This is a genomic window from Enterobacter sp. ku-bf2 (assembly GCF_001742765.1).
GTDB classification, from domain to species: domain Bacteria; phylum Pseudomonadota; class Gammaproteobacteria; order Enterobacterales; family Enterobacteriaceae; genus Enterobacter; species Enterobacter quasiroggenkampii.
Genome location: NZ_MDVW01000001.1, coordinates 1634093 through 1650495, shown reverse-complemented (window position 1 = coordinate 1650495; position 16403 = coordinate 1634093). Strand labels below are relative to the sequence as shown.

The 16403-nt window shown below is 59.7% G+C and carries 16 protein-coding genes and 1 riboswitch; of the genes, 12 read left to right on the top strand and 4 right to left on the bottom strand.

The annotated features are described in order from the left end of the window. Positions 1–90 precede the first annotated feature (90 nt). Together hutU and hutH are read left to right on the top strand one after the other, a co-directional pair. Positions 91–1779 (top strand): urocanate hydratase, encoded by a 1689-nt coding sequence (hutU, locus tag BFG58_RS07850; protein WP_069719583.1) that lies wholly within the window; start codon positions 91–93, stop codon positions 1777–1779. Continuing rightward, positions 1776–3296: a histidine ammonia-lyase gene (hutH, locus tag BFG58_RS07845; protein WP_023326936.1), complete on the top strand. Its 1521-nt coding sequence runs from the start codon at positions 1776–1778 to the stop codon at positions 3294–3296. Before hutU ends, hutH begins: the two co-directional genes overlap by 4 nt. An 85-nt stretch (positions 3297–3381) precedes the next feature. On the opposite strand, the gene BFG58_RS07840 is transcribed toward hutH, so the two are convergent. Continuing rightward, positions 3382–3858 (bottom strand): kinase inhibitor, encoded by a 477-nt coding sequence (locus BFG58_RS07840; RefSeq protein WP_024908770.1) that lies wholly within the window; start codon positions 3856–3858, stop codon positions 3382–3384. Positions 3859–3906: 48 nt separating this feature from the next. Next, on the bottom strand, positions 3907–5214 hold the full coding sequence (gene bioA, locus BFG58_RS07835) for an adenosylmethionine--8-amino-7-oxononanoate transaminase (RefSeq protein ID WP_069719582.1): 1308 nt from the start codon (positions 5212–5214) through the stop codon (positions 3907–3909). A 68-nt stretch (positions 5215–5282) separates the two neighbouring features. Between bioA and bioB the strand changes: the two genes are divergently transcribed. The 4 genes from bioB to bioD are packed head-to-tail and all read left to right on the top strand — an operon-like array spanning position 5283 to position 8910. Then, a complete protein-coding gene (gene bioB, locus BFG58_RS07830; RefSeq protein ID WP_008501133.1) occupies positions 5283–6323 on the top strand; it encodes a biotin synthase BioB in 1041 nt (346 codons plus the stop codon). After that, positions 6320–7477: an 8-amino-7-oxononanoate synthase gene (bioF, locus tag BFG58_RS07825; RefSeq protein ID WP_069719581.1), complete on the top strand. Its 1158-nt coding sequence runs from the start codon at positions 6320–6322 to the stop codon at positions 7475–7477. Before bioB ends, bioF begins: the two co-directional genes overlap by 4 nt. Further along, a complete protein-coding gene (gene bioC, locus BFG58_RS07820; protein WP_069719580.1) occupies positions 7461–8216 on the top strand; it encodes a malonyl-ACP O-methyltransferase BioC in 756 nt (251 codons plus the stop codon). The genes bioF and bioC overlap by 17 nt, the downstream gene beginning before the upstream one ends. Further along, positions 8209–8910, top strand: a complete 702-nt coding sequence (gene bioD / locus BFG58_RS07815) for a dethiobiotin synthase (protein ID WP_074180315.1) — start codon at positions 8209–8211, stop codon at positions 8908–8910. Before bioC ends, bioD begins: the two co-directional genes overlap by 8 nt. Here the strand turns inward: bioD and BFG58_RS07810 are convergent. Then, a complete protein-coding gene (locus tag BFG58_RS07810; RefSeq protein ID WP_069719579.1) occupies positions 8873–9595 on the bottom strand; it encodes an ABC transporter ATP-binding protein in 723 nt (240 codons plus the stop codon). The two genes, bioD and BFG58_RS07810, sit on opposite strands and share 38 nt — an antisense overlap. Positions 9596–10347: 752 nt before the next feature. Here BFG58_RS07810 and uvrB point away from each other — a divergent pair. Further along, positions 10348–12363, top strand: coding sequence for an excinuclease ABC subunit UvrB (uvrB, locus tag BFG58_RS07805; RefSeq protein WP_045909484.1), 2016 nt, complete (start codon positions 10348–10350; stop codon positions 12361–12363). Between the two features lie 72 nt (positions 12364–12435). Here the strand turns inward: uvrB and yvcK are convergent, their stop codons facing one another. Next, positions 12436–13344: a uridine diphosphate-N-acetylglucosamine-binding protein YvcK gene (gene yvcK, locus BFG58_RS07800; protein WP_069719578.1), complete on the bottom strand. Its 909-nt coding sequence runs from the start codon at positions 13342–13344 to the stop codon at positions 12436–12438. A gap of 225 nt (positions 13345–13569) precedes the next feature. Then, a riboswitch (molybdenum cofactor riboswitch) is annotated at positions 13570–13703 on the top strand. On the opposite strand from yvcK, the gene moaA reads away from it, so the two are divergent. The 5 genes from moaA (at position 13691) to moaE (ending at position 16398) form a co-directional block, all read left to right on the top strand. Further along, complete coding sequence (moaA, locus tag BFG58_RS07795) at positions 13691–14680, top strand: GTP 3',8-cyclase MoaA (RefSeq protein WP_053076358.1); 990 nt, start codon at positions 13691–13693, stop codon at positions 14678–14680. (Overlaps the previous riboswitch by 13 nt.) A gap of 24 nt (positions 14681–14704) precedes the next feature. Continuing rightward, a complete protein-coding gene (moaB, locus tag BFG58_RS07790; protein WP_045403780.1) occupies positions 14705–15217 on the top strand; it encodes a molybdenum cofactor biosynthesis protein B in 513 nt (170 codons plus the stop codon). A 3-nt stretch (positions 15218–15220) separates the two neighbouring features. Next, positions 15221–15706, top strand: a complete 486-nt coding sequence (moaC, locus tag BFG58_RS07785; RefSeq protein WP_023292962.1) for a cyclic pyranopterin monophosphate synthase MoaC — start codon at positions 15221–15223, stop codon at positions 15704–15706. After that, complete coding sequence (moaD, locus tag BFG58_RS07780; RefSeq protein WP_008501143.1) at positions 15699–15944, top strand: molybdopterin synthase sulfur carrier subunit; 246 nt, start codon at positions 15699–15701, stop codon at positions 15942–15944. The genes moaC and moaD overlap by 8 nt, the downstream gene beginning before the upstream one ends. A gap of 1 nt (position 15945) precedes the next feature. Next, positions 15946–16398 carry a molybdopterin synthase catalytic subunit MoaE gene (gene moaE / locus BFG58_RS07775; RefSeq protein ID WP_069719577.1) on the top strand — a complete coding sequence of 151 codons (453 nt, stop codon included), beginning with the start codon at positions 15946–15948 and terminating at the stop codon, positions 16396–16398. The last annotated feature ends 5 nt before the right edge of the window (positions 16399–16403 follow it).

Below are 16403 nucleotides of genomic sequence, written 5' to 3'. Positions count from 1 at the left end.
ATTGTATAGTTTTTGTTAAATCTGACCTTGTGTGTGCTTGTCTATACAAGTATATCTAAATGCATCATCTGTCCCGTATAGGAGCACACAATGTCGTCAGGTAAATACCGCCAGCAGGACGTCCGCGCCGCGCGCGGCACCACCCTTACCGCCAAAAGCTGGCTCACCGAAGCCCCGCTGCGCATGTTGATGAACAACCTCGATCCTGAGGTGGCGGAAAACCCCCACGAGCTGGTGGTTTACGGCGGCATAGGCCGCGCTGCGCGCAACTGGGAATGCTATGACGCAATTGTAAAATCCCTGACCGAACTCGAACACGACGAAACCCTGCTGGTGCAGTCCGGCAAGCCGGTGGGCGTGTTTAAAACGCACAAAAACGCCCCGCGCGTGCTGATTGCCAACTCAAACCTCGTGCCGCACTGGGCAACGTGGGAACACTTCAACGAGCTGGACGCGAAAGGGCTGGCGATGTATGGCCAGATGACCGCCGGGAGCTGGATCTACATCGGCAGCCAGGGGATCGTGCAGGGCACCTACGAAACCTTCGTGGAAGCCGGTCGCCAGCACTACAACGGCTCGCTGAAAGGCCGCTGGGTATTGACCGCTGGTCTGGGCGGCATGGGCGGCGCGCAGCCGCTGGCCGCCACGCTGGCCGGCGCGTGCTCTCTGAACATTGAGTGCCAGCAGAGCCGCATTGATTTCCGACTGCGCACCCGTTACGTCGACGAACAGGCCGAGAATCTCGATGACGCGCTGGCGCGCATCAAAAAATACACGTCCGAAGGCAAAGCGGTGTCGATTGCTCTGTGCGGCAACGCGGCAGATATTCTTCCTGAACTCGTCGCCCGCGGCGTGCGTCCGGATCTGGTCACCGACCAGACCAGCGCCCATGACCCGCTGCACGGTTACCTGCCAAAAGGTTGGACGTGGGAAGCCTACCAGCAAAAAGCGGAAACCGATCCGGAAGGCACGGTGCTTGCCGCGAAACGCTCCATGGCCGAGCACGTCTCCGCCATGCTGACCTTCAGCCAGATGGGTATTCCGACCTTTGATTACGGCAACAACATTCGCCAGATGGCGAAAGAGATGGGCGTGAATAACGCCTTCGATTTCCCCGGCTTCGTTCCGGCCTATATCCGTCCGCTGTTCTGCCGCGGCATCGGGCCGTTCCGCTGGGTTGCCCTGTCCGGTGACCCGGAAGATATCTACAAAACCGACGCCAAAGTGAAGGAAATCGTCGCCGATGACGAACATCTGCACCACTGGCTGGACATGGCCCGCGAGCGCATTAACTTCCAGGGCCTGCCAGCGCGTATCTGCTGGGTAGGGCTGGAGTGGCGTCAAAAACTCGGCCTCGCCTTTAACGAAATGGTGCGCAGCGGTGAAGTTTCCGCACCGATCGTCATTGGCCGCGACCACCTGGACTCCGGCTCCGTTGCCAGCCCGAACCGCGAAACGGAAGCCATGCGCGACGGCTCGGATGCGGTGTCCGACTGGCCGTTGCTGAATGCCCTGCTGAATACCGCCAGCGGCGCGACCTGGGTGTCGCTGCACCACGGCGGCGGCGTGGGGATGGGCTTCTCCCAGCATTCCGGGATGGTTATTGTCTGTGACGGAACGGATGAAGCCGCCGCGCGTATCGCTCGCGTGCTCCACAACGACCCGGCCACCGGCGTGATGCGTCACGCGGATGCGGGTTACGAGATTGCCATTGACTGTGCCAAAGAGCAGGGCCTTAACCTGCCGATGATCCCTGCCACACAAGGAAAGCATGAATGAACGCATTAACCCTCACTCCCGGCTCACTGACGCTCAAACAGCTGCGTAACGTCTGGCGTCAGCCGGTCACCCTTTCGCTGGATGAAAGCGCCCACGCCGCCATTAACGACAGCGTGGCCTGCGTTGAAGCCATCGTTGCCGAAGGGCGCACGGCTTACGGGATTAATACCGGCTTTGGGCTGCTGGCGCAGACCCGCATCGCGACGCACGATCTGGAAAACCTGCAGCGTTCTCTGGTGCTGTCGCACGCGGCGGGCGTCGGCCAGCCGCTTGACGATGAGATTGTCCGTCTGATGATGGTGCTCAAAATCAACAGCCTGGCGCGCGGTTTCTCCGGCATCCGCCTGAGCGTGATCCAGGCGCTGATGGCGCTGGTTAATGCGGAGGTCTATCCGTGGATCCCGGCGAAGGGTTCCGTCGGGGCCTCCGGCGATCTCGCGCCGCTGGCGCACATGTCGCTGCTGCTGCTGGGTGAAGGCAAAGCGCGCTGGCAGGGCGAGTGGCTTCCGGCGAAAGAGGCGCTGAAAAAAGCCGGCTTAACGCCGATCACGCTGGCGGCGAAAGAGGGGCTGGCGCTGCTGAACGGCACCCAGGCGTCGACCGCCTTCGCGCTGCGCGGCCTGTTTGAAGCGGAAGATCTGTTTGCCTCGGCGGTGGTGTGCGGTGCGCTGACAACCGAAGCCGTGCTGGGCTCGCGTCGCCCGTTCGATGCCCGCATCCACGAGGTGCGCGGTCAGCGCGGGCAGATCGATGCTGCCGCGATGTACCGTCACGTGCTTACCGACACCAGCGAGATCGCGGAGTCACACCACAACTGTGAGAAGGTGCAGGATCCGTATTCCCTGCGCTGCCAGCCGCAGGTGATGGGCGCGTGCCTGACGCAACTGCGCCAGGCGGCGGAGGTGCTGCTGGTGGAGGCCAACGCGGTGTCCGATAACCCGCTGGTGTTCGCTCAGGAAAACGAGGTGGTCTCCGGCGGTAACTTCCACGCCGAGCCTGTGGCAATGGCGGCGGATAATATCGCCCTGGCGATTGCCGAAGTCGGCGCGTTGTCCGAGCGCCGCATCGCGCTGATGATGGATAAACACATGTCCCAGTTGCCACCGTTCCTGGTGCGTAACGGCGGGGTCAACTCGGGCTTTATGATTGCTCAGGTGACGGCCGCAGCGCTGGCAAGCGAGAACAAGGCGCTGTCGCATCCGCACAGCGTGGACAGCCTGCCAACCTCGGCGAATCAGGAAGATCACGTTTCGATGGCACCGGCTGCCGGGCGTCGTCTCTGGGAAATGGCCTCCAACACCCGTGGTGTGCTGGCGGTGGAATGGCTGGCGGCGAGTCAGGGTATCGATCTGCGTGAAGGGCTCAAATCCAGCCCGCTGCTGGAGCAGGCGCGTCAGGTGCTGCGCGAGCACGTCACCCATTACGACGACGACCGCTTCTTTGCCCCGGATATTGATAAGGCGATGCAGCTTCTGGAAGAGGGACGGCTGGTAGGACTGCTACCTTCGGTGCTGTGATTTTTTTGCCCGGTGGCGCTGCGCTTACCGGGCCTACGAGTGCGAAATCCAGGCCGGGTAAGGCGTAGCCGCCACCCGGCTTTTTTTACGAATACATCGCCGTAATCGACGCGCTGCCAAGCGTATGGAAATGCACGTTAAACCCGACCATTGCGCCGCTCGCGCCTTCATCGACCTCAATCTTCTCCACATCCAGCGCGTGCACCGTGAAGATATAGCGGTGAGTTTCCCCTTTTGGTGGCGCCGCGCCGCCGTAGCCCGCTTTACCAAAGTCAGTGCGCGTCTGAATGGCACCTTCAGGCAGGGCAACCAGGTCTGAACCGGAACCCTGCGGCAGCACGCGCGTGTCGGCAGGGAGGTTCGCCACAATCCAGTGCCACCAGCCGGAGCCAGTTGGCGCATCCGGGTCGTAGCAGGTCACGACAAAGCTTTTGGTGCCTGCCGGAACCTCGTCCCACGCCAGGTGCGGGGAGATATTGTCTCCCTGATACCCCATGCCGTTAAAAACGTGACGTTCCGGCAGTTTTTCACCGTCGCGCAGATCTTTACTGATGATTTTCATACGGTTTACCTTCGTTGATCGCTCGTTCAGCAAGTGTAATGCATAGGGTTAAATCGTGAAATGCGCGGGAATGTTAACGGCTGTTACGACCGCGTCGGTTAATTTACGAAGCTGCTCCGGCGTAATGCTGTACGGCGGCATCAGGTAGATAAGCTTGCCGAAAGGCCGTACCCACACGCCCTGATCCACGAAGAAACGCTGCAACGCCGCCATATTCACTGGATGGGTGGTTTCAATCACCCCGATGGCGCCCAGCACGCGCACGTCCGCCACGAAATTCACGCCCGAGGCGGCGCTCAGCTCCGCTTTCAGCTGTGCTTCAATCGCCGCAACCTGCGTCTGCCACTCGCCGCTATCCAGAATCGCCAGGCTTTCGCTTGCGACCGCGCAGGCCAGGGGGTTACCCATAAACGTCGGGCCGTGCATAAAGCAGCCTGCTTCGCCGTCGCTGATGGTGTCGGCGACCTGGCGGGTCGTGAGCGTGGCGGAGAGCGTCATGGTGCCGCCCGTCAGCGCTTTACCGAGGCACAGAATATCCGGGGCGATACCCGCATGTTCGCAGGCAAACAGCTTGCCGGTGCGGCCAAAGCCGGTGGCGATCTCATCGGCAATCAGCAGAATGCCCTCGCGGTCGCACATCCTGCGAATACGCCTCAACCATTCCGGATGGTACATCCGCATTCCGCCCGCGCCCTGCACGATCGGTTCAAGAATGACGGCAGCAATCTCGTGACGATGTGCTGCCATCAGCCGCGCGAAGCCGACCATGTCCATCTCGTTCCACTCGCCGTCGAAGCGGCTCTGCGGCGCAGGGGCGAACAGGTTTTCCGGCAAATACCCCTTCCACAGGCTGTGCATGGAGTTATCCGGATCGCACACCGACATCGCCCCGAAGGTATCCCCGTGATAGCCGTTGCGGAAGGTGAGGAAACGCTGGCGCGCTTCGCCCTTCGCGTGCCAGTACTGCAGCGCCATTTTCATCGCCACTTCCACCGCCACGGAGCCGGAATCCGCCAGGAATACGCACTCCAGCGAGTCAGGCGTCATCGCTACCAGACGTCGGCATAAATCCACCGCGGGCTGATGGGTGATCCCGCCAAACATCACGTGCGACATCTGGTCAATCTGGGCCTTCATCGCCGCATTCAGGCGCGGGTGGTTGTACCCGTGAATCGCCGCCCACCAGGAGGACATCCCGTCAACGAGCCGCTCGCCGCTGGCGAGGTGCAGCTCGCAGCCGTGGGCGGAGGCCACCGGATAGACGGGAAGGGGGCGGATCGTGGAGGTGTAAGGGTGCCAGATATGCTGCTTGTCGAAGGCGAGATCGTCCTGGGTCATAATCGACTTGTAAACCATTTTGAAAAGTTTTAGGTTTACGAGTATAAACCGAACCGAAAATTAACAAAACCCTTTGGAGAAGCCCGATGGCTCACCACGCACGCTGGACGATGTCGCAAGTTACTGAATTATTCAACAAACCTTTCCTTGAGCTGATGTTCGAAGCCCAACAGGTGCATCGTCAGCATTTCGATCCTCGCCATGTTCAGGTCAGCACGCTGCTGTCGATCAAGACCGGCGCCTGCCCCGAAGACTGCAAATATTGCCCGCAGAGCGCGCGCTACAAAACCGGTCTGGAGTCAGAGCGCCTGATGGAGGTCGAGCAGGTCCTCGACTCCGCGCGCAAGGCGAAAAACGCTGGCTCAACCCGCTTCTGCATGGGCGCGGCGTGGAAGAACCCGCACGATCGCGACATGCCGTACCTGGAGCAGATGGTGAAGGGCGTGAAGGAGATGGGGCTCGAAGCCTGTATGACCCTCGGTACGCTCAACGAAGAGCAGGCGCAGCGCCTCTCGGCCGCGGGGCTGGATTACTACAACCACAACCTCGACACCTCGCCGGAATTTTACGGCAATATCATCACCACGCGTACCTACCAGGAGCGTCTGGATACGCTGGATAAAGTGCGTGACGCGGGGATCAAGGTCTGTTCCGGCGGCATCGTGGGCTTAGGCGAAACGGTGAAAGACCGCGCGGGCCTGCTGCTGCAGCTGGCGAACCTGCCGACTCCGCCGGAAAGCGTGCCGATCAACATGCTGGTGAAGGTCAAGGGCACGCCGCTAGCGGATAACGAGGACGTGGATGCGTTTGATTTTATCCGCACCATCGCGGTGGCGCGCATCATGATGCCAACGTCTTACGTTCGCCTCTCAGCGGGCCGCGAGCAGATGAACGAGCAGACCCAGGCGATGTGCTTTATGGCCGGGGCCAACTCCATCTTCTACGGCTGCAAGCTGCTGACCACGCCGAACCCGGAAGAGGACAAAGACGTTCAGCTGTTCCGCAAGCTGGGGCTGAACCCGCATCAGACCGAGGTGCTGACAGGCGATAACGAGCAACAGCAGCAGCTGGAGCAGCAGATTTTCAACGCCGACACTGACCAGTTCTACAACGCGGCAGCCGTATGACCTGGCAGGCACGTATCAACTCTGCGCTCGACGACCGTCGGGCGGCAGAGGCATTTCGCGTTCGCAGGGTGGTGGAAAACGGCGCGGGTCGTTTTCTTACCCGTGAAGGCCAGCGGTTCTGCAATTTCTCCAGCAACGACTATCTCGGGCTGAGCCAGCATCCGGCCATTATCCGCGCCTGGCAGCAGGGCGCGGAGCGGTTTGGCGTAGGCAGCGGCGGATCGGGACACGTCAGCGGATACACCACGGCGCATCAGGCGCTGGAAGAGGCGCTTGCCGACTGGCTGGGCTACCCGCGCGCGCTGCTGTTTATCTCCGGCTTTGCCGCCAACCAGGCGGTCATCACGGCCCTCATGGGGAAGGACGATCGCATTGTCGCCGACCGCCTGAGCCACGCCTCCCTGCTGGAGGCGGCAAATTTAAGCCCGGCGCAGCTGCGGCGTTTTGCCCATAACGATGCGGGACAGCTCGCTGCGCTGCTGGATAAACCCTGCGAAGGACAACAGCTGGCGGTCACGGAAGGGGTGTTCAGCATGGACGGCGACAGCGCGCCGCTTGCCGCGCTGCACGAGGCCGCAAAGCGGCAGCATGCCTGGCTGCTGGTCGACGATGCCCACGGCACTGGCGTGATGGGCGACGAAGGGCGCGGGAGCGCGTATCAGCACAACGTGAAGCCGGAACTGCTGATTGTCACCTTCGGCAAAGGCTTTGGCGTTAGCGGTGCCGCCGTGCTGTGCAGCGAATCCGTCGCCGACTATCTGCTGCAGTTTGCCCGCCACCTGATTTACAGCACCAGTATGCCTCCGGCGCAGGCCGTGGCGCTGTCAGCGTCGCTGGCGGTGATACGCAGCGCGGAAGGGGATGAGCGTCGCCAGCGGCTGGCAGAGCATATCGCCCACTTCCGCCAGGGACTCGCGGCGCTGCCCTTCCGCAGCACCGATTCGCAGAGCGCTATCCAGCCGGTGATTGTCGGTGAAAATGCCCGCGCGCTGGCCCTGGCACAGGCGCTGCGCCAGAGCGGCATGTGGGTGACCGCCATTCGCCCGCCAACAGTACCACCGGGCACGGCGCGGCTGCGCTTAACCCTGACGGCAGCGCATGAACGACAGGATATTGAGACGTTGCTGGAGGCGCTCCATGATGCCGGTGAATAAGCAGGCCATCGCGGCGGCATTTGGCCGCGCCGCGCAGAGCTATTCGCAGCATGATGAGCTGCAGCGTCTGAGCGCGCAGGGGCTTCTGGCCGCCCTTGGCGAGAACCGTTTTCCCCAGGTGCTGGACGCCGGCTGTGGTCCCGGCAGCAACAGCCGCTACTGGCGCGGGGCAGGAAGCCAGGTGACGGCTATCGATCTCTCAGCACAGATGCTGGAAGAGGCGCGCCAGCGGCAGGCGGCAGATCGTTATCTACTGGCTGATATCGAGGCGATCCCGCTGGCGGACGCGCAGTTTGATCTGGTCTGGAGCCATCTGGCGGTTCAGTGGTGCAGCAGCCTGCCGCAGGCCTTGCGCGAGCTTTATCGCGTGGCGCGACCGGGCGGGAAGGTGGCGTTTACCACCCTGCTGGAAAGTTCGCTGCCGGAGCTGAATCAGGCCTGGAAAGCGGTGGATGAACAGCCGCACGCTAACCGGTTTTTATCGCATGAGCAGGTGACGCAGGCGCTGGCAGGCTGGCGCGCTCGCAGCGTGGTGCAGACCATCACGCTCAATTTTAGCGATGCGTTCAGCGCCATGCGTTCGCTGAAGGGCATAGGCGCCACGCACCTGCATACCGGACGCGAGAAAAAACCGCTCACCCGCGGTCAGCTGCAGCGCCTTGAGCTGGCCTGGCCGCAGCAGCGGGGTCAATTCCCGCTCTCCTATCAACTTTTTCATGGGATTATCGAACGTGACTGAACGTTATTTTGTCACCGGCACGGACACAGAAGTGGGCAAAACGGTGGCCAGCTCGGCGCTGCTGCAGGCGGCACGGCTGCTCGGGAAAAACACCGCCGGGTATAAGCCCGTGGCGTCCGGCAGCGAGATGACGGCGGAAGGGTTACGCAACACCGACGCGCTGGCGCTCCAGCGTAACAGCACGCGTGAACTCGCCTATTCCGCGGTGAATCCGTACACCTTTGCCGAGCCGACCTCGCCGCACATTATCAGCGCCGATGAAGGTCGTCCGATTGATTTCGCCGTGCTGTCTGCCGGACTGCGGACGCTGGAAAATCAGGCCGACTGGGTGCTGGTGGAAGGGGCTGGCGGCTGGTTTACGCCGCTTTCGGACACGCAGACGTTTGCTGACTGGGTGCAGGCCGAGCAGCTTCCGGTCATTCTTGTCGTCGGCGTCAAGCTGGGTTGCATCAATCACGCCATGTTGACGGCGCAGGCCATACAGCAGGCCGGGCTGCGTCTGGCGGGCTGGATAGCCAACGACGTGGTTGCGCCGGGTAAACGACACCTGGAGTATCTGGCGACGCTCAGGCGCGTCCTGCCCGCCCCGTGCCTCGGGGAGATCCCCTGGCTTGCTGACGGCGCGGAAAATGCCGAAACCGGACGTTATCTCGATCTCAGCGTTTTGCTTCCCGCGACATCCAGTGAGCGATAAGCTCGTCATCCAGTTCGTTAACGTGGCCCTGCGCCACGTTACGCCCGCGATAGAGCATACAGAAACGGTCCGCCACCCGACGGATAAACGACAGCTGCTGCTCCGCTAACAGCACCGTCATACCCAGCTCCCGGTTTAATCGCCCCAGCAGCTGCACCAGCCTCTGGGCAACGCTGTGCCCCGCGCCGTGCAGGGGTTCATCCAGGATCAGCAGGTGAGGGCGGTTGACCAGCGCATTAGCCAGCGCCAGCTGATACTGGTCGTCCGGAGAGAGCGTGTTGGCGCGGGTTTGCCGCACCCCATAGAGCGCCGGAAACAAGTCGTAAACGTCATTTTTCGCCTCCGGGTTAGGTTTCCCCGTCGCCCGCATGGCGATATGCAGGTTCTCCTCAATCGTTAGCTGAGAGAAGATCCGCCTGTCCTGCGAGACATAGCCAATCCCCGGCCCGGAGCGCTGTTCTGACGGCGGGTGGAGCAAATCACGCGGCGGTGCGCCCGCCTCATACCAGATGATGCTGCCGCTTTCGACGGGCACTTTCCCGGCGATGCAATTCATGAGGGTGGTTTTCCCCATGCCCGGCAGACCAACGACGCCTGTACACATCCCTTGCGGAAAATCTAAATCCACATTCCATAGCGTATGTTGACTTCCGTAAAACTGATTCACTGCACGCAGACTCAACATCTTTCTCTCCTTAAAAATGTGTGTAGGTGTGGCTCGTGGATGAATCTGCAAAACCCCTGCCATAAAGCGGAAAGTGGTTAAAAAAGCGACTTTTTTAGGAATAAGTCACAGAAGCGCGGCGGATAAAAACCGGGCTTGCACATCGACGGTGCTGGCGGTGGTGAGTTGTGGTGCAGAGCCCGAAAGGGTGAAAATGTGAGCAAGATCGCATCGGTTGGTTATGAATGACGCAACTGTTAATCAGCAAAAAATAGCTATAAAAATTTTTTGCCGCCGTCTCGTGGGAAAATCCGGGAATTTGCGGAGCGCCAGTCTGTATGGGCTGGAAGCAGTTATCCACTATTCCTGTGGATAACCATGTGCATTAGAGTTAGAAAACACGCGATAAGCGAGAGAAGACGCGGCTTACGCCCAAATTGACGCGAAACGCGGCTTTAGAAAATATCGTTTAGTTTTTAATTGCTTAGATAAAAGCAATTCCCGTCATGAAAGTGTCACCGGTTGCCACAAAACTATCATTACCTGGCTTGACAAATGTTAAAAAAGAAAAAGTTCTGGGGATAACCTGACCTGACTGGTGTTTTATGTTGTCACAGTCCAAATTTTGGTCGCTATCGCGCTAATCATTCAGGCGCTACTTTAAATATCCTGACATGCTACTGGTTTTTCATCCAGTGTTTTTTACTGGCATTCCTGGCAACAAGGAGTAAAATTACTCACCTGCCGCTTATAACGTCATCAGGTTGTCGCCCATGAGTAAACCGTTCAAATTGAATTCTGCTTTCCGTCCATCTGGCGATCAGCCTGAGGCGATCCGTCGTCTGGAAGAGGGGCTGGAGGATGGGCTGGCGCACCAGACGCTGCTGGGGGTCACCGGCTCAGGTAAAACATTTACCATTGCCAACGTGATTGCGGATCTCCAGCGCCCAACGATGGTGCTGGCGCCCAATAAAACCCTGGCGGCGCAGCTTTACGGCGAGATGAAAGAGTTCTTCCCGGAAAACGCGGTAGAGTATTTCGTCTCCTACTACGATTACTACCAGCCTGAAGCCTATGTGCCGAGCTCTGACACCTTCATTGAGAAAGATGCCTCGGTGAACGAACACATCGAGCAGATGCGACTGTCGGCCACAAAGGCGCTTCTGGAGCGTCGCGATGTGATCGTCGTTGCCTCGGTTTCCGCGATCTACGGTCTGGGCGATCCGGATCTCTATCTCAAGATGATGTTGCACCTGACGCAGGGGATGATCATTGACCAGCGCGCGATTTTGCGTCGCCTGGCGGAGCTGCAGTACACCCGCAACGACCAGGCCTTCCAGCGCGGCACCTTCCGCGTGCGCGGTGAAGTGATCGACATCTTCCCGGCAGAATCGGACGATATGGCGCTGCGCGTCGAGCTGTTTGACGAGGAGGTCGAACGCCTGTCGCTCTTCGACCCGCTGACTGGACACGTTGAGTCGGTGATCCAGCGCTTCACCATCTACCCGAAAACGCACTACGTGACGCCGCGCGAGCGTATCGTGCAGGCGATGGAAGAGATCAAAGTGGAGCTGGCCGAGCGCCGTAAGGTGCTGCTGGCGAACAATAAGCTGCTGGAAGAGCAGCGCCTGAGTCAGCGTACCCAGTTCGACCTGGAGATGATGAACGAGCTGGGCTACTGCTCCGGCATCGAAAACTACTCTCGCTTCCTCTCCGGGCGCGGGCCGGGCGAGCCGCCGCCGACGCTGTTTGATTACCTTCCGGCCGACGGTTTGCTGGTGATCGATGAATCCCACGTCACGATCCCGCAGATCGGCGGGATGTACCGTGGCGACCGGGCGCGTAAGGAGACGCTGGTGGAGTACGGTTTCCGCCTGCCGTCAGCGCTGGATAACCGTCCGATGAAGTTTGAAGAGTTTGAGGCGCTGGCGCCGCAAACCATCTACGTCTCGGCCACGCCGGGCAACTATGAGCTGGAAAAATCGGGCGATGAGGTGGTTGACCAGGTGGTTCGTCCGACCGGGCTGCTGGATCCGGTTATCGAGGTGCGTCCGGTAGCCACGCAGGTGGACGACCTGCTCTCTGAGATCCGCGCCCGTTCCGCCATCAACGAGCGCGTGCTGGTGACCACGCTCACCAAGCGTATGGCGGAAGACCTGACCGAGTATCTTGAAGAGCACGGCGAGAAGGTGCGTTATCTGCACTCGGATATCGATACCGTGGAGCGCATGGAGATTATCCGCGACCTGCGTCTGGGTGAGTTTGATGTGCTGGTAGGGATTAACCTGCTGCGAGAAGGTCTCGATATGCCGGAGGTCTCGCTGGTGGCGATTCTGGATGCGGACAAAGAGGGCTTCCTGCGTTCCGAGCGTTCGCTGATTCAGACCATTGGCCGCGCCGCGCGTAACGTCAACGGTAAAGCGATTCTGTACGGCGACAAAATTACCCCGTCGATGGCGAAAGCGATTGGTGAGACGGAGCGCCGCCGTGAGAAACAGCAGCGCTACAACGAAGAACACGGCATTACCCCGCAGGGGCTGAACAAGAAGGTGGTGGATATTCTGGCGCTGGGTCAGAACATCGCCAAAACCAAAGCGAAAGGCCGCGGCAAGGCGCGTTCAGTGGTGGAAGAAGATACCGTCGTGCTGACGCCAAAAGCGCTGCAGCAGAAAATCCACGAGCTGGAAGGGCAGATGATGCAGCATGCGCAGAACCTGGAGTTCGAAGAGGCGGCGCAGATCCGCGACCAGCTTCATCAGCTGCGAGATCTGTTTATCGCGGCGTCGTGAGTAAAGCGTTGTTTTCTCCCTCTCCCCGTGGGAGAGGGCCGGGGAGAGGGCATCAGGCCTCACAAAACGAATCTAACCCAGCGCCTGAATCGCCTTCTCCAGCGCCTCGCGCAGCAGGTGGCGGTCGTGACGGTACTTGATGTCTGAGGCCTCCAGCGGCTCCTGCACCACCAGGCGATCGCCGATACCGGATACATCCACCTTCGGCCCCACCACCACGCCGTCAATGATCTTCTTACCGACGTAATGCTCCATCAAAATGAGTTTATCCGACAGCGACAGGCTTGCGGCTGCCGGGCTCAGTTCACGCCCGAGGTTACCGATGTAAACCATTGGCGCAGGGGTGCGACGCAGCGCCTGCGCCAGCTCTTTCACCAGCAGGATAGGCATCAGGCTGGTGTAAAAGCTGCCCGGGCCGATCAGAATTAAATCCGCGTCGCCAATTGCTTCTACGGCTTCACGCGTCGCCGGCACGCTCGGGTAAGTCATCAGCTCTTTGGGAGGCAGCAGAAGCTGGTCAATGTTCACCTCGCCGTACACTTCATGCCCTTCGGCGTCGATGGCCATCAAGTCAACCGGTTGTTCCGACATGGGGATCAGGAATGCGTCCACTTTGAGCAGATTACGGATCAGATTGATGGCTTCGAGAGGCCTTACGCTCAGGTGATCCAGCGCCTTTAACATTAGATTTCCGAGGTTATGTCCGGAAAGTTCGCCATTACCGCCAAAACGGTACTCAAACATCGCCGACGCGACGCTCGGCTCGGTAATTAACTGGTTCAGGCAGTTGCGCATATCGCCCCAGGCAATGCCGCCTTCGGCACGTCTGATCCGCCCGGTTGAGCCGCCGTTGTCGGTGGTGGTCACTATCCCTGTCAGCCTTGAGCCGAGTGACGACAATGAAGACATGACGCGGCCCAGGCCGTGGCCTCCGCCAAGAGCGACCACTCGGTCAAGATCCGCAAAAGTGCGATTGCGCATACGTATTCCTTATCACGTTCGATCGCGTAACAGTAACCTAACTACCCCTAAAAGACGATGCCTCACCCGATGCAAAATGACGTATATCAATGTGAAAGTGCGATTTTTAGGTATTCTGTAGCGAAAATGGACGAATGATTCGCTATATACGTAATTATATAGCGAAAAGCGACAATGGCGCTGTCCGGATTTCCGCGCTACTATCGCCCTAACCACGTTTTCAACATTGAAAACATACACTCTAGCCCTTGTGCCTGTGTCGAAAGATATGGCGCTCTGGCCGTGGCGAATTTGCCACCAGGGTACAGAAAGAAATGACTGTGCCTCCCGATCTGGAAAGGTGTACATGGCTTCACAACTTACTGATGCTTTCGCGCGTAAGTTTTATTACTTACGTCTGTCGATTACCGATGTGTGCAATTTCCGTTGCACCTACTGCCTGCCCGACGGCTACAAACCGGGCAGCGTCACCAATAACGGCTTTCTCTCCGTGGATGAAGTGCGCCGCGTCACGCGCGCCTTCTCTGAGCTCGGCACCGAAAAAGTGCGCCTTACCGGCGGTGAACCCTCGCTGCGCCGCGATTTCCCCGACATCATTGCCGCCGTGCGTGAAAACGAACGTATCCGCCAGATTGCGGTGACCACCAACGGTTACCGTATGGCGCGCGACGTAGCCACCTGGCGCGATGCGGGCTTAACCGCCATTAACGTCAGCGTGGACAGTCTGGACGCCCGCCAGTTTCACGCCATTACCGGCCAGGATAAATTCCAGCAGGTCATGGACGGTATCGATGCGGCATTTGCGGCCGGCTTCGAAAAAGTCAAAGTCAACACGGTGCTGATGCGTGATGTAAACCATCACCAGCTCGATACTTTCCTGGCGTGGATCAAAACCCGCCCCATTCAGCTGCGTTTTATTGAGCTGATGGAAACCGGCGAGGGCAGCGAGCTGTTTCGCCGCCATCACATCTCCGGCATGGTGCTGCGCGACGAACTGCTCAGGCGCGGCTGGATCCACCAGATCCGCCAGCGCAGCGACGGTCCGGCGCAGGTCTTCTGCCATCCTGATTATGAAGGCGAGATCGGGCTTATCATGCCTTACGAGAAAGACTTCTGCGCCAGCTGCAACCGCCTGCGCGTCTCTTCCGTGGGCAAACTCCATCTCTGCCTGTTCGGCGACGGCGGGGTGGACCTTCGCGATCTGCTGGAAGACGATGCGCAGCAGGACGCGCTTGAAGCGCGCATTTCTGAAGCACTGACGCATAAAAAACAGACCCACTTCCTGCATCAGGGCAATACCGGCATTACTCAGAACCTGTCTTACATCGGCGGGTAACCAGTCTTAAGAAGGAATCAGAAGATGAGTCAGGTCAGCGCAGAATTTATCCCGACACGCATTGCGATCCTTACCGTTTCCGACCGCCGTGGCGAAGAGGATGATACCTCCGGCCACTGGCTGCGCGAGGCGGCCCATGACGCGGGGCATAACATTGTTGATAAAGCGATCGTGAAGGAGAACCGCTACGCCATTCGCGCGCAGGTCTCGCAGTGGATCGCCAGTGATGAGGTGCAGGTGGTGCTGATCACCGGCGGCACCGGCTTTACCGCGGGCGATCAGGCGCCTGAAGCGCTGCTCCCGCTGTTCGACCGCGAGGTGGAAGGCTTCGGCGAGGTGTTCCGCATGCTCTCCTTTGAAGAGATTGGCACCTCCACGCTGCAGTCGCGCGCCGTTGCCGGGGTGGCGAACAAAACCCTGATTTTCGCCATGCCGGGCTCGACGAAAGCCTGCCGAACCGCGTGGGAAAACATCATCGCCCCGCAGCTGGATGCCCGTACCCGTCCGTGTAATTTCCATCCCCATTTAAAGAAATAAGCTATGTCACAACTGACCCACATTAACGCCGCTGGCGAAGCGCATATGGTTGACGTCTCCGCCAAAGCGGAAACGGTGCGCGAGGCGCGCGCCGAAGCGTTCGTCACCATGCTGCCGGAAACGCTGGCGATGATTATCGACGGCAGCCATCACAAGGGTGATGTCTTTGCCACCGCGCGCATCGCGGGTATTCAGGCCGCCAAGCGCACCTGGGATCTCATCCCGCTGTGCCATCCGCTGATGCTGAGCAAGGTGGAGGTGAACCTGCAGGCCCAGCCGGAGCAGAGTCGCGTGCGCATTGAGTCACTCTGCCGCTTAACCGGCAAAACCGGCGTGGAGATGGAGGCGCTGACGGCGGCCTCCGTTGCCGCGCTGACCATCTACGACATGTGCAAAGCGGTGCAGAAAGATATGGTGATTGGCCCGGTTCGCCTGCTGGCAAAAAGCGGCGGCAAATCCGGTGATTTTAAGGTGGACAGCCATGATTAAGGTGCTCTTTTTTGCGCAGGTGCGCGAGCTGGTAAATACCGACAGCCTGACGCTGGATGCCTCTTTTGAAAACGTTGCGGCCCTGCGCGCGCATCTGGCGGCACAAAGCGACCGCTGGGCGCTGGCGCTGGACGAAGGCAAGCTGCTGGCCGCCGTTAACCAGACGCTGGTGGAGCTTACCCATCCGCTGAAGGCCGGGGATGAAGTGGCCTTCTTCCCGCCGGTCACAGGGGGCTAATATGAGTGAAACCCGCATTCTGGTGAGCCCCGAGCGTTTTAACGTGGGGACCGAATACAGCTGGCTGGCGGAACGCGATGAAGACGGCGCGGTCGTGACCTTTACCGGCAAAGTGCGCAATCACAACCTCGGTGACAGCGTGAAGGCGCTGACGCTGGAGCATTATCCCGGCATGACGGAAAAATCGCTGGCGGAGATTGTGAACGAGGCGCGAGGCCGCTGGCCGCTCGGGCGCGTCACGGTGATTCACCGCATCGGCGAGATGTGGCCTGGCGAGGAGATTGTCTTTGTCGGGGTGACCAGCGCGCACCGCGGCAGCGCGTTTGCGGCAGGGGAGTTCATTATGGATTACCTCAAAACCAAAGCGCCGTTCTGGAAGCGCGAAGCCACGCCGGAAGGCGATCGCTGGGTAGAATCTCGCGATAGCGATAAACAGGCCGCCAGCCGTTGGTAGTCGGT